This is a genomic window from Pseudoclavibacter sp. 8L, from assembly GCF_902506465.1.
GTDB lineage: Bacteria > Actinomycetota > Actinomycetes > Actinomycetales > Microbacteriaceae > Pseudoclavibacter.
On record NZ_LR733186.1, the window covers coordinates 381,983 to 403,977 of the forward strand.

30 protein-coding genes are annotated in these 21,995 nt (G+C 63.4%); 8 read left to right on the forward strand and 22 right to left on the reverse strand.

The window, feature by feature from the left end:
• Positions 1–207: 207 nt before the first annotated feature.
• The 4 genes from GV007_RS08465 to GV007_RS08480 all read right to left on the reverse strand — a co-directional run bounded on the left by GV007_RS08465 (position 208) and on the right by GV007_RS08480 (position 5,284).
• Positions 208–411 carry a helix-turn-helix transcriptional regulator gene (locus tag GV007_RS08465; RefSeq protein ID WP_160071872.1) on the reverse strand — a complete coding sequence of 68 codons (204 nt, stop codon included), beginning with the start codon at positions 409–411 and terminating at the stop codon, positions 208–210.
• Between the two features lie 493 nt (positions 412–904).
• Positions 905–3,046, reverse strand: a complete 2,142-nt coding sequence (locus GV007_RS08470) for a hypothetical protein (RefSeq protein WP_160071873.1) — start codon at positions 3,044–3,046, stop codon at positions 905–907.
• 611 nt (positions 3,047–3,657) lie between these two features.
• On the reverse strand, positions 3,658–4,353 hold the full coding sequence (locus tag GV007_RS08475) for a DUF4145 domain-containing protein (protein WP_160071874.1): 696 nt from the start codon (positions 4,351–4,353) through the stop codon (positions 3,658–3,660).
• A gap of 328 nt (positions 4,354–4,681) precedes the next feature.
• Positions 4,682–5,284, reverse strand: a complete 603-nt coding sequence (locus GV007_RS08480; protein WP_160071875.1) for a hypothetical protein — start codon at positions 5,282–5,284, stop codon at positions 4,682–4,684.
• A 342-nt stretch (positions 5,285–5,626) separates the two neighbouring features.
• On the opposite strand from GV007_RS08480, the gene GV007_RS08485 reads away from it, so the two are divergent.
• The gene (locus GV007_RS08485) at positions 5,627–5,941 is read left to right on the forward strand and encodes a hypothetical protein (RefSeq protein WP_160071876.1); all 315 of its coding nucleotides are present in this window, start codon (positions 5,627–5,629) and stop codon (positions 5,939–5,941) included.
• Between the two features lie 51 nt (positions 5,942–5,992).
• On the opposite strand, the gene GV007_RS08490 is transcribed toward GV007_RS08485, so the two are convergent.
• The 9 genes from GV007_RS08490 to GV007_RS08530 all read right to left on the reverse strand — a co-directional run bounded on the left by GV007_RS08490 (position 5,993) and on the right by GV007_RS08530 (position 12,512).
• The gene (locus tag GV007_RS08490; protein WP_160071877.1) at positions 5,993–6,373 is read right to left on the reverse strand and encodes a hypothetical protein; all 381 of its coding nucleotides are present in this window, start codon (positions 6,371–6,373) and stop codon (positions 5,993–5,995) included.
• The gene (locus GV007_RS08495) at positions 6,373–6,930 is read right to left on the reverse strand and encodes an ImmA/IrrE family metallo-endopeptidase (protein WP_160071878.1); all 558 of its coding nucleotides are present in this window, start codon (positions 6,928–6,930) and stop codon (positions 6,373–6,375) included. Before GV007_RS08495 ends, GV007_RS08490 begins: the two co-directional genes overlap by 1 nt.
• 154 nt (positions 6,931–7,084) lie before the next feature.
• The gene (locus GV007_RS08500) at positions 7,085–7,381 is read right to left on the reverse strand and encodes a holin (RefSeq protein WP_160071879.1); all 297 of its coding nucleotides are present in this window, start codon (positions 7,379–7,381) and stop codon (positions 7,085–7,087) included.
• Positions 7,382–7,385: 4 nt separating this feature from the next.
• The gene (locus GV007_RS08505; protein WP_160071880.1) at positions 7,386–7,712 is read right to left on the reverse strand and encodes a hypothetical protein; all 327 of its coding nucleotides are present in this window, start codon (positions 7,710–7,712) and stop codon (positions 7,386–7,388) included.
• 7 nt (positions 7,713–7,719) lie between these two features.
• The gene (locus GV007_RS08510) at positions 7,720–8,154 is read right to left on the reverse strand and encodes a hypothetical protein (protein ID WP_160071881.1); all 435 of its coding nucleotides are present in this window, start codon (positions 8,152–8,154) and stop codon (positions 7,720–7,722) included.
• A gap of 4 nt (positions 8,155–8,158) precedes the next feature.
• Complete coding sequence (locus GV007_RS08515; protein WP_160071882.1) at positions 8,159–8,848, reverse strand: N-acetylmuramoyl-L-alanine amidase; 690 nt, start codon at positions 8,846–8,848, stop codon at positions 8,159–8,161.
• 81 nt (positions 8,849–8,929) lie between these two features.
• Entirely contained in the window at positions 8,930–11,071 is a 2,142-nt protein-coding gene (locus GV007_RS08520) for a hypothetical protein (protein ID WP_160071883.1), read from the reverse strand.
• A 268-nt stretch (positions 11,072–11,339) separates the two neighbouring features.
• On the reverse strand, positions 11,340–11,723 hold the full coding sequence (locus GV007_RS08525; RefSeq protein WP_160071884.1) for a hypothetical protein: 384 nt from the start codon (positions 11,721–11,723) through the stop codon (positions 11,340–11,342).
• Between the two features lie 447 nt (positions 11,724–12,170).
• Positions 12,171–12,512, reverse strand: coding sequence for a hypothetical protein (locus GV007_RS08530; protein ID WP_160071885.1), 342 nt, complete (start codon positions 12,510–12,512; stop codon positions 12,171–12,173).
• Positions 12,513–12,540: 28 nt separating this feature from the next.
• On the opposite strand from GV007_RS08530, the gene GV007_RS08535 reads away from it, so the two are divergent.
• Positions 12,541–13,383, forward strand: a complete 843-nt coding sequence (locus GV007_RS08535; RefSeq protein WP_160071886.1) for a hypothetical protein — start codon at positions 12,541–12,543, stop codon at positions 13,381–13,383.
• Here GV007_RS08535 and GV007_RS08540 read toward each other — a convergent pair.
• From GV007_RS08540 to GV007_RS19195, 7 genes are all read right to left on the reverse strand, one after another.
• Entirely contained in the window at positions 13,373–14,197 is an 825-nt protein-coding gene (locus tag GV007_RS08540) for a hypothetical protein (protein WP_160071887.1), read from the reverse strand. The two genes, GV007_RS08535 and GV007_RS08540, sit on opposite strands and share 11 nt — an antisense overlap.
• Positions 14,197–14,703, reverse strand: a complete 507-nt coding sequence (locus GV007_RS08545) for a hypothetical protein (RefSeq protein WP_160071888.1) — start codon at positions 14,701–14,703, stop codon at positions 14,197–14,199. The genes GV007_RS08540 and GV007_RS08545 overlap by 1 nt, the downstream gene beginning before the upstream one ends.
• Positions 14,628–15,548: a hypothetical protein gene (locus GV007_RS08550; RefSeq protein WP_160071889.1), complete on the reverse strand. Its 921-nt coding sequence runs from the start codon at positions 15,546–15,548 to the stop codon at positions 14,628–14,630. The genes GV007_RS08545 and GV007_RS08550 overlap by 76 nt, the downstream gene beginning before the upstream one ends.
• Before the next feature lie 58 nt (positions 15,549–15,606).
• The gene (locus tag GV007_RS08555) at positions 15,607–16,146 is read right to left on the reverse strand and encodes a hypothetical protein (RefSeq protein ID WP_160071890.1); all 540 of its coding nucleotides are present in this window, start codon (positions 16,144–16,146) and stop codon (positions 15,607–15,609) included.
• Between the two features lie 575 nt (positions 16,147–16,721).
• A complete protein-coding gene (locus GV007_RS19190; RefSeq protein WP_236558422.1) occupies positions 16,722–16,955 on the reverse strand; it encodes a hypothetical protein in 234 nt (77 codons plus the stop codon).
• A 27-nt stretch (positions 16,956–16,982) separates the two neighbouring features.
• Entirely contained in the window at positions 16,983–17,621 is a 639-nt protein-coding gene (locus GV007_RS08560) for a hypothetical protein (protein WP_160071891.1), read from the reverse strand.
• A gap of 73 nt (positions 17,622–17,694) precedes the next feature.
• Positions 17,695–17,811, reverse strand: a complete 117-nt coding sequence (locus tag GV007_RS19195; RefSeq protein WP_236558423.1) for an IMP dehydrogenase — start codon at positions 17,809–17,811, stop codon at positions 17,695–17,697.
• Positions 17,812–17,847: 36 nt separating this feature from the next.
• Between GV007_RS19195 and GV007_RS08570 the strand changes: the two genes are divergently transcribed.
• From GV007_RS08570 to GV007_RS08585, 4 genes are all read left to right on the forward strand, one after another.
• Complete coding sequence (locus GV007_RS08570) at positions 17,848–18,231, forward strand: hypothetical protein (protein ID WP_160071892.1); 384 nt, start codon at positions 17,848–17,850, stop codon at positions 18,229–18,231.
• A gap of 376 nt (positions 18,232–18,607) precedes the next feature.
• The gene (locus GV007_RS08575) at positions 18,608–18,811 is read left to right on the forward strand and encodes a helix-turn-helix transcriptional regulator (protein ID WP_160071893.1); all 204 of its coding nucleotides are present in this window, start codon (positions 18,608–18,610) and stop codon (positions 18,809–18,811) included.
• Entirely contained in the window at positions 18,808–19,020 is a 213-nt protein-coding gene (locus GV007_RS08580; RefSeq protein WP_160071894.1) for a hypothetical protein, read from the forward strand. Before GV007_RS08575 ends, GV007_RS08580 begins: the two co-directional genes overlap by 4 nt.
• 42 nt (positions 19,021–19,062) lie before the next feature.
• Complete coding sequence (locus GV007_RS08585; RefSeq protein WP_160071895.1) at positions 19,063–19,200, forward strand: hypothetical protein; 138 nt, start codon at positions 19,063–19,065, stop codon at positions 19,198–19,200.
• A 152-nt stretch (positions 19,201–19,352) separates the two neighbouring features.
• Here GV007_RS08585 and GV007_RS08590 read toward each other — a convergent pair whose 3' ends face one another.
• Together GV007_RS08590 and GV007_RS08595 are read right to left on the reverse strand one after the other, a co-directional pair.
• Entirely contained in the window at positions 19,353–19,838 is a 486-nt protein-coding gene (locus tag GV007_RS08590; RefSeq protein WP_160071896.1) for a hypothetical protein, read from the reverse strand.
• Between the two features lie 707 nt (positions 19,839–20,545).
• On the reverse strand, positions 20,546–21,091 hold the full coding sequence (locus GV007_RS08595; protein WP_160071897.1) for a hypothetical protein: 546 nt from the start codon (positions 21,089–21,091) through the stop codon (positions 20,546–20,548).
• Positions 21,092–21,142: 51 nt separating this feature from the next.
• Here GV007_RS08595 and GV007_RS08600 point away from each other — a divergent pair, with 51 nt between their 5' ends.
• Together GV007_RS08600 and GV007_RS08605 are read left to right on the forward strand one after the other, a co-directional pair.
• The gene (locus GV007_RS08600) at positions 21,143–21,355 is read left to right on the forward strand and encodes a hypothetical protein (RefSeq protein ID WP_160071898.1); all 213 of its coding nucleotides are present in this window, start codon (positions 21,143–21,145) and stop codon (positions 21,353–21,355) included.
• A gap of 291 nt (positions 21,356–21,646) precedes the next feature.
• Complete coding sequence (locus GV007_RS08605; protein WP_160071899.1) at positions 21,647–21,973, forward strand: hypothetical protein; 327 nt, start codon at positions 21,647–21,649, stop codon at positions 21,971–21,973.
• Positions 21,974–21,995 lie beyond the last annotated feature (22 nt).

Sequence of the window (21,995 nt, forward strand, 5' to 3'; positions counted from 1 at the left end):
ACGGGCGCCCCCTATAGCGGTCAGCGCGAGTTGTCTTCGTGGAATCAAGCCACTCCAAGTACTCAGACCAGACATAGACAACCACGCGCGCGTTCGCTTTGCGGAAGGGCGGACCTCCCCCACGCGATCGCTGGGTTGCGAGCGACGCGATCGTCAGCCCGGGGATGCGCTCGCACAGCTGCTGTGGGGACAGGAACTCGGGTGCGGTCACGAGTTCTGCTCGGCGATCCATGCCTCGATGTCGCTCAGGCGGTAGCGGACGAGCCGGCCGACCTTGGTGGCCTTCGGGCCCCGGTGACCGTCGTCTTTGACGTCGAGGTACTTCCAATTTCGAAGCGTGCTCGACTGCATGTTGAGGAGTGCAGCTGCCTGCCCAGTGGTGAGGAGCTCGTCGTCGGTCAGGCGGGTCATTCCCCGATCCTGCCCCATGAGTCCGATTTCGGTGGTCTGTGCGAGCATCCTCGGCATGACTACTTCAAGATGCGCCGATATTGGTTGTCAGGAAGGCTCCGCCACATTTTCGAGACTCCCAGCGAGTCCTTCGTTCGCCAATACAGCGTCTGCAACCTACACGGAGTCGCGCTGAGCGGAGGGATGGCCTACATGGAGGCTCACGATGGCCTCCTCTTCGGCGACTCTTTGCCTACTGGGCTCATCAACTTTCAGATCTACAGCGACGGAGGCTGGACTTTCGAGCTCGGACACGACGGTGTGATCTCACAGACTGTCGTGTTTCGCCTGCCTGTCGACATCGGCAGGGACATGGCACGACTCATCCTTGACGGCGATGAGATGCGTTCACCGCTGGGAGGGAGCGTTCTAAACACACAAAACCGCCCCCACCTCTTTGAGATGGGGCGGTTCAGGCTGGGCGACTCGACGTGGGCGTCCAGTGCCGGACGTGCTAGCGAATCTCGATGGTTGTGCTGCCGGTCAGCGAACCGTCGGACGCGTGTGCAGCCACTAATAAGGCGGTAGTTGCAGCAGGAACTTGGGAGAGAGTTCGCTCGAACACCTGGAAGCCGGATGCGGAAAGCACCAGTGTGTTGCTCACGCCCGTCCCCGAGATTCGCAGCTCGGCAACAGCCTTTGGCGACGCCGGGTAGACGGTGGCCCTTAGGGAGACCTCGCTGCTGCCTCGCCGGTGCGCTTCAGCTTGGACAGGTTCGGATGCGACGTCGTTCAAGAACACGATGTTCACATCGATCTGCGTCTCGAAGAGGACTCCAACTCGATGAATGGTCCCATCGGCGATGTCAGCGACCGGCGGCGGTGAAGGATTCCGCTTGATCAACGTCCTACGCGCCGTGGGGCCATAACTGAAGAGCACGCGCTTGCCCCCGCGAGCCAAGACGAAGCTCGTCGCTTGCACCTCCAGATCGGCGTTTCCGGGCACGAAAACGGTACCGTCCGAGAATGTGATCGTGTCGCCATTCTTGAGCAGAAGGGGTAGTCGTTGCGTGCAGCTACCGGCCATCTGCGTGCGGAACGTAAACCTGAGGCCCTGGTCCCAATACCCCCAGCCCGTTACGTAGTCGGGCAACCCCGCTACTGATTGTGTGCGTTGCGAAAACAAACCCGTCTTCGAGCGAACAGCTGCCACGTTGATCTGCCCCGCGGCCGAGGTCCGATTATCGAAGAACTGCGAGGTCGAGCTCGACTGGCGCGTCGAAAAAGTGCTCAGTGGCCCCAAAGTCTCCCAGCCTTCAGGGCTTTCCGGGTCGTTCGTCCCGACAAGCACAGTGCCCATCGCCGGATTCCAGAGAGTACCAAGTTGTCGAGTCGAACGGTAAGTCTCGATCCAATCACCGAAGACACTCACTGCGTAGTACGAAGGTCGACGAACGAAGAGATACTGGTCGTTCTTCGACCCGTCCTCGATCTTGGTGAAGCGATCGTTCGTCAGCAGCGGCAGGTTCGCCTCGACCTGAGCTCGCGTGGCTTGCGGTGGCCCATCAGGAGCGAGGAGACCGTACATCCAGGTCCGAGGCGACGTCGATATCTTCGTTGGGTCTAGTTCCGTGACCGCGCTGGGGTTCTCCTTGAAACTTTTCCGAGCTGCATTCTTCTCCTCCAACGTTGGGAAGAAGAGCGCGATATCTGGGACGTGTTCCAGAAAGTGCTTTGCTAGTGCACCTCTGTCCTGCAGGTCTGCTGGGTCTCGATCCAGATTCCTTACGACATTGCGAACGTGTAGAGCTGGCACGTGCGAGAGGGTTCCCGTGTCAGGCTCACGGATCACCGCATGGCGCATGAACTCCACATACCGCTGAACGAGCGGGACGATACTTGAGTGTCCCGTCTCTCGATGCAGCCATGCCAGGTCCGGCATGGTGACCGTGAAGTTGTAGCCAAAGTCTGCGCCGTAGGGTTCGTGCAAGAAACCAGCCGGCGCTTGGCCGTTCGCGCACAGGAAGGCAGTTCGCTCGTCGATATCCGCCTGAGTCCAGGACAACGTTCCGGGGTTAAGAACTTGTAACGTTCGTTGGACCCCAACGAGGCCCGCAGCGACCTGATTGAACGCGTAGATCGGCGTGTTCCAGTGGCTCGCTGATTGGTTCATGAACCAGTTCGCCGCACGCACGAGACTGACTCGTAGCTTGACCCGGCTGGCCTCCGCCACGCCGCGGCTCCGTAGCGCGTAGTACGTATCGGCTTGGGCCACCATCCCGAACGTGGTCGCCGCAAGCGAGGGAACACCCGGACGATCTTTGTACTCCGGGTAGCCGCCATTGATGGCAGGGTCATCTGGAGCGACAAGCTGCAGATTGCAGTAGTGACGAATGGCAGCCTCGAGCCGCTTCAGGAGATTCGGGTCGTTCACGTACCCGCGTGGGGACTCGTTGTAACCTTTGTTCCACTTTGTCCAGAACGCGTAGACGTGGCTCAGCGTGACGACATGCTCCATGACGCGAGCGTTGCCTGGATGCTGGTTCCGTTCGTCCTGAGGCCGCCAACGCATACCCGCCATGAAGCCGTAGGTCTCGTCGTCGTCGTCAACGATGTCGTTCGCTATGCCTTGCACGGTCATAAGGTACTTCGCCATGACCTGCTCGTTCGGCTCGAAGAGACCACGCCCCGGTGGGGCTACGCCGATGACATCTGCAAGCGGAGGGAACGTCGACGACGCGGCCGCCGGTGCCGGAAGCGCTACTTGCGTCAGGCCACCCATTGCACCAGCGCCAAGAGCACCCCAGAGCAGCGATCTCCTAGTCAGCCCGTCACTCGATCGGTCAGGTCCAGTTTCCACAGGCGGTTCTCCTTAGTTCATCGAGCGGGGAGCTGACAACGACACCCGATACGCATCCGGCGGATGTTCGCACGACATAGACATTAGGTCCACACATGATCGACGCGCGAGAGCAACCACGTCAGGAGGACCGTGGAACGGCCTGAATGCACGAAACCGCCCCACCTCCCTGAGGAGATGGGGCGTTCCCCTTGCAAGTGGACGCCGAACAATCTCATTTGCACCACCAGGCAGGACGGCACTTCGCATCCGAAACAGCCGCTGTGATCTCGAAAGGCCGGTGCTACCGTCGAAGCATGGCCAATGAAACGCAACGGACGCTCACCAGGGGTTCTCGAGCATCTCAACGCCGATCCCGAGATCCTGGCTCACATCTCCCCGGAAAGTAGGCTCGTGCTACGTGACCCCTACGACGGGTCCGTCGACGCTTCTTGGTCGGTCGCTGCGCTCGTGGGCCTGGTGCGTGATGAAGTCACGAACTCATCAAACGGGTAGGCGCCCTCGTGGAGTTCAGCACTGAAGTCACTCCGGTCGATCCAGAGATGCAGCACCGGCGCGACGGCTGACGCTACACACTGCATGGCCACCTGCTGAAAAGCAGCATTTCTGACGGTGTCCCGCCCGGGGATCTTTGGAACCATGAAGCCGAACACGCCGCGATTGTCCGTGATCTGATCCTCGATCTCGTCAGGGTAGAAGTCCATGTCGTAGAAGCGCAGTCCGTGCTCGATCTCATAGGTCGCCGCGACATCGGCCGTCGACATGTCCGCGTCGAATCCTCGGCGGATCAAGTCATCAACGAAACGCGCTTGTTTCCCATCATCCATAGTGAGCGGCTCGATGGAGTGCGCGAACTCGTTTCTCACCTTGCGAATGAGGTGCATCCTTGCGTGGGCGGCTTGGCCGATGAGGCCTGAGGCGCGGGCGATGTCGATCTTCGCTCCGAGGTCCGCCAGCACTCCGGGTGACTCCCACAGACGGTCGTGGACTCGCGAGCTCACCTGAACGAAATGCAATCGCAGCGCTGTCTCGAGCGACGTGTCCAGGAGTGCTCCTGCCACCAGGGCGAGCTCACGGTCCCGCATTTCTCGCAGCTCAACCACGGCACGGTTGATGGCCAGCGACGTGTATGTCTTCTTCGTCATACGTGCATCGTCCCATTAACGACGAAACACGCCCCTCCCGCGCAGCGTCACCCTCGAAGGTGACGCGCTCGCCGCCGAGCGCCTTGCGTCAGAGCTCTCGATCGCGCTCCTTTACATGCAGCAACGGGCGACGCAGAAGAAAGCGTGGTGACCCCTGCACTTCGCTCAGGGTGGACAACAAGATCGGCCGGCCCAAGCATCCCATCGGTGCCCGCCGCCGAAACAGATGGGAGGCTAGCCCCGTGGTCTCGTGGCCGTGTGATCGCCGACCGAGAGGGCAGCGCGGTTACAGCACGAGGCCCACGGGAGTATTTCTAATGACAAGCCCCCGGATGACCGTCGACCCCACATGGGTCGCTGTTGGCGCGAATTTAATCCGAGTTCCGGCGATGACGCCTGTGAGCTCTGCAGTAACCAAGGGGATGTTGAGTACGTCCGTGTGACCAGCGAGGGAAGGATAGGCAGCGAAGAGTTTGTCCGCGTCGGGCCACTCCTTGAACTCGATTTTCAGCTCGTCCCCGTTCTCGTACTTAACGCGCAGGAAATTGCCATTCGGTTTGCTCTCCACGTCCGTCGGGTCCCCTGCGATCACCCAGTCGTTCGCGATCATCTGGGCGCGAGGTTCGCCTGAGGCCGTTGCCATCTTGAAACTCAAGAGCATGTGGCCCTCAGCGTCTCGGTCGAACCAGATCATTGGCTCGTCCCTGAACTGCACCATCATTGGCACGTCGATGTAACACGCGCCGCCCACGACGGCCACGATCTGACGACGCATCCACTCGAAATTGCCCGCGACGTCAGACCCTGGCATTTTCGTCTTGAGGGAGCGGCAGTGTTCGACCGTGAACGAACCTGCTTTCTCGTGATGCGTTGCGCAGAGGGCGATCATGCCCTTGGGATTGTGGTGATTTCTCACATGCCACTGCGGGTCAAAGTGGTGGTACTCAAGGTACGGATTTCGACAGTCTCGGACCGGACACCCGAACCCGACCTCTCGTCGTAGCTCGCGACGACATGGGCGGGCGGCGTCCGTCCGACTTTTGCTGCCGCGGACGTCCGTCGTTCGAGGTCATTATGCTTGGCCATGGTTGATCATAGGCAGGACCCACGAAGCAACCCGATCACGCGGCCTCTTGCTTCGAAGAAACCGCCCCCTCCCGCTAAGCGTCGTCCTGGGTTTCCGGGATCGCTTCAGCGAGAGGGGGCGCAGTCGTGCGCTAGAAAAGGGGGCATGACTATCAGCTTCGACGTGATCTTCGCTCTGCTCGCCATCCTCTGTGCGCTGCTGTTTGCGGGTCAGGCTGCGATCTACGGACAGCCCAACCGAACGCACTGCGGAGCTCCCACACGGCGCGGTGGTCCCTGCCGCAACGTCATCGCTGGCGGCCGCCGTTGCGCTGCCCGACACGCCACGAGCTGGATCGCTGGCTACTACACGTTCGCGGTACTCCTCCTGTTTACCTCCCTCGGCATCCTGCTATTCCAGCCAGTGACGAACCTCCTCGAGCTGCCCCCAGTTACCCTGCCTCTCCCGCAGAGTTCCTAGACAACACGAGGAAACCGCCCCACCTCCCGTAGGAGGTGGGGCGAGAGAGGCTTACGCGATTGCCTTGACGAAGACGAAGACGGCAGCGGTGACGAGGCCTCCGATTACCACCGATTTCACGCAGATGTCCAGCCCGAAACACAGGCGGTACCACCACTTGTGATCGGTGATCATTTTGTTCATGCGGCCCTCGGGCGTGCTGTGCTGGTACCGCCGGCTGGCTATGTGCGCGAAATAATCCATGAATGTGTGGCGCGCCAGAAGGTAACCGACTGTTTGACCGCCATGCCCGATCTCCTGCGGTGGAGGCGGCCCCGGCAGCTGTGTCTCAGGTCGAATGCTCTCCTTGGTGGCCTCGAGCTGTTGCTCGGCCTCCGCGCGCTTGCGCTCGGGTCCGTCGTCCTCCGCCAGGAGCGCCTCTGGATCTTCCACTAGATTCCGAGCACCTGCCGCCGGTACTGCAGAGCAGACAGCGAAACCCCGAAGTATCGAGCCAGAGCGACGCCGCTCGTGCCTGCGTCGAGCTGAGACTTCAGTTCGTCCTCTGGCATCAGGAGACTGCCAGCGAACTCGTTTGCGTAGACCTCGCCGGGCTTACCGCGCCCATCGTCGCTGCGCTTGTCGACCTCGACGAATCCAGCTTCGAGAGGAGCGTCAAGACTGCTCGTGCGGTCCACGTAGTGTCCGAGTTCATGGGCGCAAGAGAACCGGTAACGGTTCGGCGGTTGGTCGACGTCGAGATACATGTCGGCACCTGCTTTGGCGCTGAGCAGCATGCCGTACGTATCGTTCCCCAACTGCGCTGAGTAGACCTCGACGCCGACGGCGCGAGACACCTGCACGGGGTCGACCGGGAATCGCCCCGGGGTCCAGTAAAGGTCCATGACTGCCGCCGCCGCCTTGCGGGCCTCCGCACGAATCTCAGGGTAGGACAGATTGGAATCGACCACGTTGCCACCTCCCGCATCTAATTTGACCTGACAGTACAAGCAATGAGTGCTCATTCTACGTACCACCCTCCGAGAGTCGGCGTGCAGGAGATGTGCGCTGAGCGATTGCTTCGACCGCTGAGAGACTGAAACCGCCCCTCCCCGGGACGCGTAAGGGGCGACCGAGGAGGGGCGTAGTCGTTGGAGCCGCGGGTCACCGACCGGCGGTGAAGCTGGCGTTGCCGAGCGACGTGAAGAGGGACAGGATCGTCGCGACGGCTGTGACGGACGCGACGCCGGCCCAGTTGATGCCTTCGACGCCGACGGCGGGGATGAGGTCCGCGCCGGTTGAGACGGTGATGGCAGCGACTGCCACCTGAGTGGCGGTCTTCAGGGCGCGTTCCCCGGTGCCGCGCCAGAACGGGGCCGTCCAGATCGTGGAGTCGGACTGGTCACTGGCGAGCTTCGTGGTGCGCTCGCCGTGCGTTTCGGGTTCTGAGATGAGGGACATGCGGTTACTCCTTCTGAGTGGGGTTCGTGTCGGTGTTTGGCGTGTACTCCGGCCAGGGCGGGATCGTGCTCTCGTCGACGCACTCGGCGGCGATGAGTCGGCGGCGCAGGAGCGATGCGAACTCCTCGACCTTGCGGCGGCGACGCGCTTCGCGGTCGGTGGCCTTCCGTGCTTTCTCGACCTGCTCGTGCGCCTTGTCGACGTCGTTGCGGATTTGCTGGGCTCGGCCGGTCAGGCGTCGGTAGACGTGCTTCGTGGCGGGCCAGATGACTGATCCGACGCCGAGCGCCGTCGCGAATGTTCTGCAGGCGCGCAGCGTTTCGATGTCCATCCGGGTGCTACCTAAGTTTCGGTCGAGGCTCGTACGCGTACTTCCATGTCTGGGCGATGCGGAACGCGGCGATGATGATGCCGAAGCCAAAGAGCGTCATCTGCGCGTACCTGTTGCCGCTGCCAGTGATTTGCAGGTAGACGACGGTTCCGAGGTAGATGGCGAGTCCCAGCAGCAGGAGCCCGCAGGCGAGCTTCTCCGCCCACCACCACCCCGGGAGGACCGCCAGACTGCCGACAATGCCGGCGAGCAGTGACAGCCACCCCCATGCGGTGGTGAGGGCGGGGCCGATCTCCACCTCGATGGACGTTGGCGGAGCGATCAGCGCCGCGAGACCCAGGCCGATCGCGAGGACGTAGGCGCACAGGAACAGCGCCTTGAGGTGCGGGTGGATGGACAGCTCGCGCCACGCCCACCGCCCGAACGAGACGCGAGCAGTCACCGGGCTACTTCTTTCCGAGCGCCTTGATGACCTCATCGAGCTTGCCGATGAGGGTGTCAAACTTGTTGTTGAGCTCCTGGTCGATCGTCCACTTCTTGTGCGGCTGGAGCTGTCCGTCGCGGATGGCGTTCACCTTGTTGGCGACGTCGGCGAGCAGTGCGGCCTGTTCTGGGGTCATCTTCTTCTCTCCTTGGTTCTTCTGGTAGCCGATCGCCAGGGTGACGAGTCGGTCGAGGTTGATGCCGCCGGGGCAGGCGGTCGCGTAGCTTGCGCCGTAGCGCGAGTACAGCTCCCGATGCCCGATGACGGTGTCGCGGTTGATGGGGAAGCCGTACCGAGTGGCGCAGTCCGCGATGAGGCGAGCGAGCGACTCGTACGAGGCTTCCGAGATGGGCCAGCCGGATGCGTCGCCGGTCTGCGAGTTGCAGGTCTCGACAGTGATCGCACGGCCGTCCCAAGCCGCGGAGCCGGAGGTCCACGCGCGCTTCTCCTCGGGCACAACGCCGATGACTTGTCCGTCCTTAATGACGTAGCTGGCTGAGACTTGTCGGGAGCCGGTGCTCATCATGGAAAGCACGGCGGACAGCGACGCGGTCGCTGCGTGGTGGACGATGAACCGATCGACGCGAGCCGCGCGGTTCGAGAACTGGCCGCCGTTGCCGGACGTGCCGGTGGCGGTGTTGGAGAACGTCATGCATTGCCCCCTAGGGCATGAGGGAGGCCCTGCGCGGTGCGCGCAGGGCCTCGGAGCTCGGGAACGAGAATGGCGAGACGATCAGGCCACGGGAGTGACTTGTTTCCAGACGCCGCCTGGGATAGCGGCGAGCAGCATTGACTGACCAGGAGTCAGTGATTTGCCTGTGTTGCCGATCAGAGCTCGCCGGACAGCGGTTGATGTGTCGTGCGAGATCGACACGGTGTTCGAGGATCCGTGATGGATGATCGCGAGTCGTTGGCCGTCGAACTGCGGAGCGGGCAAGCCAGCCAGAGACCCGTTGCCGCCGCTTGGGTCGATGAACGCCGTCAGGTCTGCCTTCATGCTCCGCCCGAGGGGCGCCAGAGACACGGCCGACGCCATCGATGTCGTTCCGAGCAGCACGGCGGCTGACGACCTGGTGTTGGCCTCCGACGACCAGTCCACGTAGCTTCCGGTGACCGGAGCGGCCGCGATGATCGTGGCTGGGGCTTGTGTCAGTGCCTGGTTGTGGCACCGGACGAGGTCGCCGCCCGCCGAGTTGATGTACGCCTCGACTCGCGTCGGCGACGTCCCGGGGTGGCGGTACTTCGCTGGGCCGGATTCGAACACGGAGAACCCGAAGGTGTTCAGCTCGATCACCGTGAGGGCCGTGCCGGAAGTGTTTCGTGAGAAATCGTGTTCAATTCCTGCTCCGAGCGAGATGCGACTGTTTCGCATCGCGATGGACCCTCCTCCGTCGACCATGTCGGGCGCAGCGGAGAACAGGTAGTCGAGCAGCTTCACCGACGCGTTCCGAGCGTTGATGCCTCTGAACTTCGTGTTGCGAGTGACGAACCCGTCGATGACGAACCAGCTGTCCTGGCGCTGTTCCGCGAGTGGGTGTCCGGGCGGGTGGATCGTCACTTCCAGGTCAGTGCGGCAGTTGTCGCTCTCCCAGTCGACGATCGTGGAGTCGTAGGTTTCCCCGCCGATGGACTGGTTGAACATGCGACCGCCGACGACGCAGTTCGATGCGCGTGGACTGACGAGACGACCCATGCGACCGCGCAGTTGGAACCCAAAGTAGGAGTCGCGCGCGGTGCAGTTGATGAACTCCACGCCGTATGACGCGTGATGGACGTCGAACATGGATGCGCTCGAGCCCTGACCGCTGCCATCGATGATCTTCGCGAACATCGTCGCCCCGTAGGCGTGCGTGCTGCCCGAGTTCGCCGCAATCGCTGACGTGTCGTCGGTGTACAGATGACGGATGTTGCGACCGTGCGGCCGAACGACTCGCGTGTACGCAGACCCCTTGTCCAAGACGCCGTAGGAGTAGTTGATGCTCGGGGCGTCAATTCCGTAGTTGGCACTCAGATCGCTGATCGTGGTTTTGTAGCAGCCCTCGTTGAGGATCATCGGCCCCGTGGTTGCCTGGATCACGGGCTGCTCGATCACGGCGTTCGTGAGGTTTCGCAGGATGATGGCGTTGCGGGGCGCCCCGCTGGCCATGACCGCGTCGGAGAATCCGATCTTGCCGCACTTCATGTAGATCTTCATTGACTCGTCCATCTTGCAGAGACGGACGTTGGTCGAGAACGTATCGACCAATGAACCGATAAGCACAATGGTCGAGCCCGATATGCTGTGGAAGGGCAGGTACTCGCCGACGCGCGGTTCTCGGCCACCCGAACCAGGCTCAGCTCCCGGGATGGGATCATCCGCAATGACCTTGACAATATCTCCGCGCTTCCACTCGTTCGCGAAGGCTGTATCGGCGACGGTGAACGCGACGCCGGCAACCGAGAGAGTGTTCTCCATCAGGATGCTCGTCACCGCGACGTTAGAGACTGGACGCGGAACGGGCGTCGTGTTAAGAAGCGCGAATGGTGCCTCAGTGGAGTCAGAGATGATCTCGGCCCCCGACCAATCAATGGAGACACTCTTGCGGAAGCTATCCGGGCCCACGTTGGCGAGCGAGGAGCCGCCACTCAGGAAGAACTTTCCCTTCAAGTGCAACGTTCCACCGACTGGGGTATCCATGATTGCCTGCTGGATCGCCGCCCGACTGTTATTGACGCCGGTGGGGTCGAGGCCAGGGTAACGAGCGGTCGTCGCCCACACGTCGTAGACGTAGTCCTCAAGACTGTCAACGGACGCGGCTCGGCTCGGCTCAGGAGGCGTGGACTGGACTTTCGAGCTCTCACCCGGTGTTGCTGGGGTTGCTGTGTTCTCGGTCATGGTGGGCCTTTCCTAGTGGACTGTCCGCATCGGAGAGGTGTGTGACCCTCGCGAAGCTCGTACTTATGTACGAGAAAAGACTCGCGCTGGCCACCGACATTGGAGACTTCAGGCCCCTCGGTTCGAACTCATCCCAGGCGTGTCGCGGCGTGTCGCCAAGGGGTATCTCACTGGCCGCATTCGCTGCCACGGTCGGGGCCCACGATCAGATCCCGCGGGAATGCGAGAGGCCCCGCACGGTGAGTGCAGGACCGAGACGAAATCGGGTCTAGGTGAGGTGTGCGACGGTCTTCCACTTGAACGAGGCGGACCAGTCGGTGTTGCGTGCGACGCCCTGCCCGATGATGCAGCGGTGGCCGTTGTAGAGCGCCCCCGCGTTGATGTTCATGTTCAACGTGCCGTTTCCGACGCGAGCCATTCCGATCGTGAAGTCGTTGACGGGCGGGTTCGTCGGAGAGACGTGGAAGTTGTACTTGGCCGGGATCGCGATGCGAGCCGTGATCGCGCCAGTGCCCGTCGCGACGGTGCGCGCCTTGACGACGCACTCCACGTCGGCGCCGATGCGACAGATCAGAACCCGCGATCCGGTCGCGGAGTCGAACAGGTCCGGGTCTTGGAACTCGGTGATGTCGTCCCACACCGCAGACGGCATCTGCGCGTTCCCGATGACCCCCTGCGAGCTCCGAGAACTGGTGACTGTGTGTCGACGGTGGGAACGTGCTTGGCCGGCCCGGGAGGTTCGACCAAGCGACGGAGGCGACTGCCTGCGCGACGTACGCGCGGAGCGCCGTGTCGAGCTGCAGGTCGGCGGCGACGTACCCCTGGATGATCTGCAGCAGGGCCGCGTCGATCTGCTCCCGCATCTCAGACGTGAGCTCGTCCCGAGCTGTGTTCGCTTCGTCGACGTACGACTTGGTCACGCCTGCCGGTGGGAACTGGATCTCCGCGATGCGATCGCGCGCGTACTTCTGCGCGGCCGCGAGAGCATCCTCGTCCCACCGTTGCACCTGCTCCGCCGTCACTTCAGGCGCCCCGGCCGCGACTGGCATATCTGAGACGTCCCCAGACACGAGTCCGGCGTCGACGACGTTGCCCTCGATCATTCCGTGACCCCCTCGCCCCACGTGATGATGCCCCTGCCCGGGGAGATCGCCCCGGCAGGGCCGTCGCCCTTGACGTCCCATCGCCACTCGAGCTCGCTGAGGTCGTCGGCGAAGTCGTCGGCGGAGGGCGCCGAGATACGGAAGATGCCCTGAGCCTTCTCCGAGTCGTCCACAGTGAGCGCGACGACGCGATCGCCGTACCTCGCAGTGCCGCGGAAGTTCGACCACGCCGAGAAGTCGAACGGCTGCCCGTTGCGCTTGATCTGGAACTGACGCGACCACACATCCGAGCCGTACGCCGAGAAGCATCGGCCGAAGTCGTACGGAAAGCCCTGCATGTGATCTCCATCTCGATAGGGTTCGTTCGTGAATGCCAAGACCGGAGATCCCAACCGCCCAATCAGCAAGGCTGAGCTTCTCGATTCGGTCATCCGCGCCAGGCACCGTCTCTCGCGACACATAGATAGCCACCTCGCGGGCGACTATGCCGCGATCGACGACATCGCCGCCGTGATGCGCACGCTCTGCGCGCAGGGCAAGGGCGACGACCTTCTCCGGCGTTTCATCAAGCGATTCGAACTCGCGGACGTGCCGCTGTTCCTCTCCCAAGCCCCGGAGGCCTCGAGTGGAGTCCAAGTGGTCGTCGGCTCGTTCCCCAACCTGCGGCCCGACAACGGAGCAGTGGGCTCTTCACTTCTGAACTGGCTCACAACGCCGGCCGCTTGTTTCATTGACAAGAACGGCCGGACCACGTCCATGACATGGGCGAAGCTCATCGGCGCGATCGGCAACACTTGGGGCTCTCACGCCACCGAGCACTTCGCCCCCTGGATTGACCAGAGCGCGCTCCACGGCGTTAGCGGACTTACGTTGACCGACTTCATGCTCGAGCGCGCCGCCACGATCGTCGAAGACTGCCTCGGGGAGCTGCTGATCGCTCAGGGCTCTCCCCTGCACGCGCGGATGAAACGCATCCTCCCTGTCAGGCCGACAGACATGGGTTGGATGCGGATCATCGCGCTCCCAGGTGACCTCGTAGAGATCGAGTTCAAGGGTGGCCCATCGAGGCACGATCCCGAAGACGGCGTGTACCCCTTGGTCCGAGTTGAACGCTCTGGCGTCGTGGTCGGCACAGACCTCGTAGTCCAGCTCGGAATACCTTCGCTTCGCCCCATCCGAGTTACGCCTGGTCGAAGCGCTAGGCGATGAGGTCTGCGGGTGCACTCCACGTGTCCCCAGCCCAGCGTCCGCCGATGGAATGGCCGGCGCTGTGGACGGCGCCGGAGAGCGCGCGAGACTCCGCGTACGACCGACCCGACGACGTCAGGTTGTCGATGAAGAGGTTGTAGACGATGTACGACGGAGCCTTGTGCAGGTACGTCGCATTCACCGGACCGCCGAGCAGGAACGACTGCGCGATGTTGGTCATCGACCCGGACCCCTGCGCGGCGACGCAGAGATTCGCGAGCCCCGGCGTCGGAGAGGACGTCCGGTTGGGGAGTGGCAGGCCGAACGAGGACGTACCGGCTGACCCCTCCGAGACGCTGGCGATGTAGGTCGACGTGTTCTGCCCGAGGCGTGCCATCTGCTGCTCGGTGCCCGCGGTGCCTGCCCGCGTCACACGAACCGACATCGAGAGGAACCACCAGTCCGTCTGCTGAGTCCGCGCCCACGTCGCCAGCGCCGGCGCCATCTGCGCCTGGAAGGTCTGCGCGGCGACGTCGTTCACCTTGGAAGGCACGATGTGCAGTCCACCCTTGGCGGTGCGCTCCGTCCGACCGGACGAGCTGGTGAACGCGCTCGTGAGGGTGATGCTGGCTGGAGTGCTGGCAGCCGCGAGTGCTGCAGCGGTCTCCGCCACCAGGTTCGGGACGCTCGCCGGGACACCCGTCACGGGCAGCTCAGGGTGCGAGAGGTCCATGTAGAGGAACGCGCCGGCCGAGTCGGCGAGATCATCGACGGGTGGATCCTGGAAGCCGGGCCCGCTGAACTCGACGCCGGGGATTCGGATTTCGCGGGACATCAGTCGTTCTCCTGAATCAGGTAGGTCCAGACGAGGTTCGGGTCGGTGCCCCCGGTCGTGGTGAGGCGCAGCTGCAGCTTGTGCCGGAGGGTGAAGTTCGTCACCGTGCGTGAGAAGCGAAGGATGTTCCCGCCCGTGGGGTTGTCCGTGTTGTCAGCGATCACCTGGAACTCTCCGGCGTTCTTCCCCAGGGCCGTGAGCGCCGCGGATTGCTTGCCCCACGCAACTCCGCCCGCGACGAAGTTCGCTGTCTCAAGCTCCGAGAACGGCACCGTCTCTGGCGCCCCGAACTGTGGACCCGCGGAGTGCTCGATGACACTCAGGAATCGCGCTTCAAGCGTCCATGCGGACGGCGCCCCGATGACGCCACGGATCGATATGAGGTGCGTGACCGATCGGCCCTCGAACTCGACGTGGTTCTGCGGGAAGATCAGCCCGTTGAGGGCGCCGTCAGGGTAGAGGCGGTTTCCTTGCGTGGCGGCCGCGATGACGTGTGTTGCGCCCATGCTCCGGCTCCGATCTTGTCGTTGACGGTGAACAGGATCTCGTCAGCGAGGAGCTGCACGACGTTCTGGTCCTGGTTCAGCGAGGAGCGAGCGATGCCCATGCCCATGCCCATGTTGTTGCCGCCCGTGAACATGTCGTGCGAACCGTTGTTGAGCAGCAGGTCATACGGGATACCGGTCAGGCCACGCAGATCGAACGCCTTGCCGTTCACCTGGAACTCGAGGTAGTAGTCGCCTCCGGCGAACATTGCCGCGCGGTTTGTCGTGAGCCGAGGGTAGAAGCCGTTCGCCTTGTTCTCGTTGAGGCCCGTGAACCACACGCGGGTGCCAGAGGTCTCCACATCGGGCCGCGTCTCCGCGTTGGCCCCCGTGCCGCGTTTCCCACCCTTGAGCCACCAAGAGCAGGTTCCGTCACCGTTATCCCGCAGGGAGACCGTACCGAAGGCACGAGAGGTTCCATCGGGCAGCTGCGAGTCCATTCCGAGCCACATCTGCGAGAACGGGTACTTGCGCTCCGTCAGGAGGCTGGTCCCCGTCCCTGCACGGATCGCGAACCACCCGGAAAGCGACTGCGGGCCGACTTCCTTCGGCCATCCGAGGCGCTTGTATGCGGACGCGCCGTGGTAGCGGCTCGCCTGGTTGTAGGGAAGCTCGGACGCAGAGATTAGCAGCGCCCGGCTTCCGTGGAACGGGTGGCGGCGCGTGCGAGAGATGACCGTCGCCGCGTCCGCGTAGTGGAAGTGGTTCACCCACCCGTCTGTGCCGGTCTCGAACGTGCTGTGCGCGAGTACGGTGCCGCGCTTCTTGAGCACGCCGCTGGTCTGGTCGAAGCGTCGCGGATCCATGATGGGGCCGCCACCGCCCACCGCCCACCGCCCACCGAGAGATCCGTCGTTGTCACCGTCATGTGTTCCTCACAATCGTGAAAGTCAGTTCGTTGCCATCCACGCGGAGCCAGATGATGAAGTTGCCCGGAAGCGGGCGGGGACGCTCGGTCCGAGCTGAGATGTGGAGCGCGTTCTCGATCGCGCGGATCGTGATGCGCGCGAGACCACCAGTTGCCGAGACGCCGAGCCAGGACTTCTTGCCCGACAGGGACTTGAACATCGTGTCGCCGGGTGCAGCTTCGGAGGACTTGAGGAAGCCGGCGTCGTTGAGAGCGAGCTCCGCGGCAGCCGCTGCGGCCTGGCTGATCACCTCTGGAGAGTCGGCGAGCGCTTCACCCGTGATCTCTTTGACCTTGGCTCGTGACTCTGAGCCGTCCTTGTCGAGCGCCTTGAAGTCGTCTGTCCCGGAGTTGAAGCGAGGGCTGCTCGCGAGCGATCCATCCCATGCCTGGATATCGCCCCCGTCCGCCACCTGGTCGATGACGAAGACGAACGGTGTCTTGACGAACTCGCCCACCACTTCGGTGGGGAGTTCGAAGATCTGGATGCGTGCCATTGGAGTGTCCCTTCCATCAGACCCAGGCTTGCGAGCGGTTGCCGATCGCGGGCCTGGGCGGCTTGTTGCTGCGGCGGTTGTTGCATCCGGCGTGGGATGCGCGAAAGTTGCTCCAGTCCTCCTGGAGTTCTGGGTGCTGCTCGACGACGTAGAAGTGATCGAGCTGGAATCGCCAGTCGTTCTTCCAGTCGTTCCAGGGGGGCGTCGTAGTCGATGGGTTTGGGGCAGAGCCAGCACGGAGCGCCCACGGTGCCGTCGTCGTTGACCTGCGCGGCGCACTGCTCGCGGAACTCGGCTCGGAGCGACTTCATGCGGCGGGTGCTCTTGTGGTTCTTCCCCATCACTCCCCTCGAGGTCGGGGCCCGTCGCCTCCCCCGAGGTGACGGGCCCGCTTCCCTCTCACCGCTCGTCTGTGACACGACGCTGAGCTGGCGTCCCGCGGCCGTCCCGCTCGGCCCGGTCTCACGCGGGGGCGGGTGCACTGTCCGGATACGACGAAACCCCGGTGCGCGATGCGCTGCCGGGGCTTCTGAAACTGTGTCGATCTTTACTTTGAGAGCGGACATCTAGGCGTGTCAAACCAAATCGGGAACTTTTTCTCCACGAGCTCGAAGTTTCTTCAGCACGATGGGGTTCTGGAAGGTCATGCGCCTCCACATGCGGAGGAGTTCTTCCTTCTCGATCTCGATGAGGTGGTCGTGCACGCGCCACGCAAGACCCGCTCGACGCCATCTGCGGATCGTGCGAACGGACCTCCCGACACGGCGTGCTGCTGCACGGGTGGTCAGGTAGGTTAGTTCGGCTTCCATGGGATTGATTATCCCAGGTGAGGCGCCTCATTGCGTCGCCCCGAGAATCCCCGCGATGAGAGCCGCTACAACACCCACTGATGCGGCTCCTGACGGCAGGAGCCATGACACATTGCGAAGCCAGAAGGACGTCACTCCGATAAATTCATCCGTGCTGCGGTCCCGCACCTTGATGTCGATGAGCTTGTCGGAGACATCAACTTCCGCCGGCCCTGCCGTCACCACCGTTGCACGGCCGAGGGCCCCAGGGCGAATGAGTTGTGGGTGAATCTCCAGCAAGGCTTCGCTGCTGACAGTCGACCACGACTCCTCGATCACGATCCCGTCGGACGACGACTGGCTCGTAACGATTGCTTCGTCCGCGCCGTGCACTCTAAATTGGATGGGAACACCGGAATCGAAACTCGCACTCACGATGTCAGCGCGACTATGCGACACGACGACTATCTCGAGGAGATAAGGGTTCTGGATTCTGGTCTGACCGATGCTGACTTCCAGATTAGCGACTCCCGCGTGATTAGAAATCAAGGGCGTGACGGTCACGGCGTAACGCAGGCTTCGTCTGGGATGAGATTTCCTAAGCGAATAAATCGAAATCGGAATACCAATGAGGCCGACGACGCCCACGGCGAGTCCGGCTACGGTCAGAATCATCGTCCAGTCCACGATGCGGCCTCCATGCGTCCCACGGTTCGAAAGATCACGACCTCAGGATAGATCCGTCACTGGTTTGCTCGGGTCAGGCCGCGAGGGTGAGGGATTCGGCGCCGGCAGCGAACAGGTCGCGCGCTCCTGGTGGGGTGACGACGTTGCCGGACTGCTTGACCCGCTCGTGCTTATTGGCCGGGCAAGACACACCGAGGAGTCTTACGGACGAGGATACGCTCGCTCTATGACTGATGATGCCAACCCCGACGCCAGAACCAGTGCGGAGATCGCGAGGTCACTTAGGGATGCGACACTCGGCGCCGCCGTTGGATTGGTACTGGATAAAGCGCTCTGTGGCCTGGTCCCGCAAACGCCTGACTCACCTTGGCATCTGCGTGAGGGTGGCCCCACTCTCCTTGAACTCAAGTACATGGACGACCGGCGGCTCGTTTCACTCAAGGTGACTGCCAACCACCCGGTCCAGCTGGGAGGCATCACCGGATCGGCCCCGCCCATCGTCAAGGAGCACTGGGTGTCCATCGCTCACAAGAATGTTCGCCCGCTTCGGATCACGGTCGAGTGGGCATGGGATGACCTGGAGTTCCGCTCGTTGGATTTCGTCTACTAATTCGGAGCTGGCCGCGAAGGCCCATATCGATGCCGACTCGGGCCTCCTGCGTCGGGTCAGCTCGGCCGATTGAGCTCTCCTGCTTCTCGTAGGTGCTGCTCGGCTTCGGTGGCACGTTGGAAGTCCTTGGCTCACCAGCTTCCACGAATGGCAGGGAAACATGGGCATGGCTCTTAGCAATCAAGCTGCGCTTGGGCGAGATATCAAGGCGCACGGCGTCACGGCCGCCCGCTCCGGAGGCCGGCGCTACTACCTGGGCGTCAAAAGCGGCTGAAACACCCATCGTCGTGCGTTGCAGTGCAGCACACTGAGTCTCGGCGGCCGACAAGACCAGCATCATGGCAGGCATTACTTCACCAACGGGCATGATCAGTGCATGCCTCGACTCCCAAACGACCCGCTCCTGACGACCGAACAGGCCGCCGAGATGCTCGCGATCCGCCCCGACCTGCTGCGCGAGTGGAAGTACCTCGACGTGCGTGACGGCGGCGACCGCGGCCCGCAAGCGATCAAGCTTGGGCGGCTTGTCCGCTACCGACTCAGTGAGCTAGAGGCGTGGATCGGTGGGCACAACCCGTGAGCGACCCCGAGTTCCCGACGCCGCAGAAGCTGTGCGATCGCATCCCCGGACTCACCGTCGCCGCGCTCGCGAAGCAGCGGTCTCGCGGCGGCGGTCCGCCATTCCGGAAGGCGAACGCGCGGGTTGTGCTCTACGAGTGGAGCGAGTACCTCGCTTGGCTCGACACCACGAAGCGAGAGCAAACCGACCGGTACGGCGAGCGATTATGAAGTATGCGGAGCATCGCGAATCCCACCCATCGCCCCACTTGGATGGCTGACGAGCAAGTCTCCGAGATGATCAACGTGCCCGTGGCCACGATCCGAGATTGGCGGGTCGACCACCAGCCCCTCCCCTACTCGAAGATCGGTACGCTCGTGCGCTATGACATGAAGCTGTACATGCGTTGATGAGAGCCAACGAGGTCGACGTCGAACGTTAACTGATCGACCCGCCCTCCTGCAGTATCGGGTGCAGCATAAGCCGCTCGTCTCGACTCAGACCTGGGCCTGGTTGCGGGGCACTCCGGGCACGCGACTCGAGGTGCCCTGCTCTTGTTCGTCTAGACGAGAGCTGCACGCAGGGTCATGTACAGAGCCGTCGCCAGCTCGGCACCGTCGCGGGAGTTCAGGCCCGCGACGAACGGCGTGAAGTCGACCGTTTCGGTAACGAAGGTCGCGCGGATCTCAGCACCGCGAGGCCACGGCGTGCCGCCGAAGCTGTCAACGAAGAGCATGTGGTCGGTCGCCACATCGAGGCTCCGAATGGCTTTAAGCGGCAACACGTGCACGCTCGGGCGCTGATCAGGGGCAAGCTCGAAGGATGCCTGCAGGAGCAGCGCGCCCGTGAGCACCATGAAGCTGCTGCGCTTGCCGCTGTAGGCGACGGCCGCGGCGTGGATCTCCTCGTCTCTGGCGGCGAACGCGAGGGCGCCCTGCGTCCGCACCCACACGTCGTGCTGCGGTTCGTCCCAGGAGGGGTGCCGGCCAAAGAGCTCGACGAGCCGCTTCCCGGCCTGCATGTCGGTGAGGCGTGGATCAGTGGTCATGCTGAACTCCGTTCGTCCCGGCGCACCTGATGCGCGCAGAACAACACAGTGTCAGACGCATCCGACATTGCGTCGCTTCGCCTCTCGTGGTGGAGGCGCTCTGGAACCTACGCTTAGCTCATGAGCATGGAGAGCAGGGTGTGCACGCGCTGCGGCGAGCGGCACAAGGGTCACGTCGACGGGCCGATGCCAGCCCACGACACTAAGCACCGCATGCGATGTGAGCCGTTCCCAGCGAGGAGGCGAGACGCTCGCACCGAGCCCGAACCGCTGACCGACTTCCGCATCGTGCAGCAGAACTTCGAGGGCGGCCAGCCAGGCAGCGGCCGGCGCGCGTGACTTCCTGCGACGCGTAGCTTCAGCTCATGTCTCTGCGATTCGCGATCTGCCCCCGCTGCGAAGAGGAGCACGCGCTGCAGGCCAGCGGTGCCATGTCAATCCACCAGACCGTCGCAGGCGCCCGCTGCGCGCCGGCTTCACCCTCTGCTGAGTCGCGGAAGCCGGACAAGCTCGCTGAGCACCGCGACAGGAGGCCGCATCGGCCCGTGCCCGCCCCTGACGCCTCTCGTTCGGAGCTGCAGGAGGCGTTCAGCCTCGCCGGACAGCGAAAGAAGCCCTCACAGCGCGAAGTCCAGCGCTTCGACAGGCGGATCTATGCCACCGACCCCAGCACGGTGCGCGGCGGACTTCCGGGTCAAGGTCGTCGCTCAGGCTGAGGAAGTCGACAGCCCCAGCTCCTCCTGCATGGCAGCGTGGATGCGGAGCACCAGCCCCGGCAACTCGCGCGTGCTCGGCACTTCAACTCCTGGATCCTCCTCGACGTCCCACAGGGCATCCAGTGTGGCCCTGCACTGCGTCTGAAGGTCGATCATCAACGCAGAGAGATTGGTCGGCGCCAGAAACTCGACTTGTGACTCGAGCTCTTCAAGCGCTGACAGACGCACACCAGCTCTTCCTCGAAGCTCCTCAGCCTGGTAGTGCTGGTCGGCGGCTGCGGCTTCGGCGGTGCTGATCGCCGACGCCGTGAGTCTGGCCGACGTCAGATATTCGGCGTACGTGCTCAACTTCTGCTCTCGGTGCCAGTGCGTCAAGCGCAGTGCATCCTCACGCTCGAGCCGGCTGTCGGACGCCTTGGTCTGCATCCTCTGCACGATGATCGTGCCGAGGAAGCCAACCGCGATGCCGACGGCTCCGACGGCCAGCGTGCCGGCGTCGATGAGCACAGAGGCTTGAGCGATGGAGTGACTGAGCATGCGCCCAGGGTACCGACGATCAGCCGCCTTCTTGGCAGCTACGCTCGCTGCGTGCCTGACTCCGAACTGCTCTCGCCCGCTCAGCCCTGCGAGCGAGTCCCTGGCCTCACGGTCCGCAAGCTCGCGTCCCAACGTCAGCGCCCCGGCGGTCCCTCGTTCTACACCCCGACACCTCAGACCGTGGTCTACGACAGGGCGGAGCACCTCTCGTCGCTGCGGGCGCAGCAGCGCACGCACACTGACCGCTTCGGCGCGCGATCCTGAGGCCGTGTGTCCGAGCGGTGTCCGCAGCAGTCCCATTCCGACACTCGCACGGCCCACCACTGCCCACACCTGCACGCCCGGAATGGCGGGGCAGACGGGCACAGCCCATCATCACCGTCACCCCTCTAGGCCTTCGAGCTCTACTACGGCGTCTAACTCGTCGCGGTAGCTCCACGCCCGGCCCGTCTCGCACTCTGCGAGGCGGGCCGGGCGTTTTTGCATCTGACGGTGTGTGCGTCCGCGCCTCCGTTCCGTCCAGGTAGGCGCCGGATGGCATGGCAGGCTGGGTGGATGGATGAAGCAGAACTCCACGAGCAGGCTCTGGCCGCGATCGACCACCACAAGCGGCTCGCCGCGAGCATCCACGCCGCGGCCGTCCGTCGGCTCTCGTCCGAGCCGCAGAGCGTGGACTGGCACCGGCACAACGCCGACGTCGACAGCGCCATCGACGAGCTGCTCGCCCACGAGTTCACGACGCCGAAGTCCGCGTTGCAGGCGCTCGCCTCGCATGAGGCCCAGCACGCCGTCGGCATCGGCAGGCAGTCCGGCCTCGACGCCGTCCTGATCGCCGACAGCCTCGAGCGCGCCATCATTGAGCAGCAGTCCGAGCAGTCCTAGGTCCTCGCCCGCGTCTGCAGGT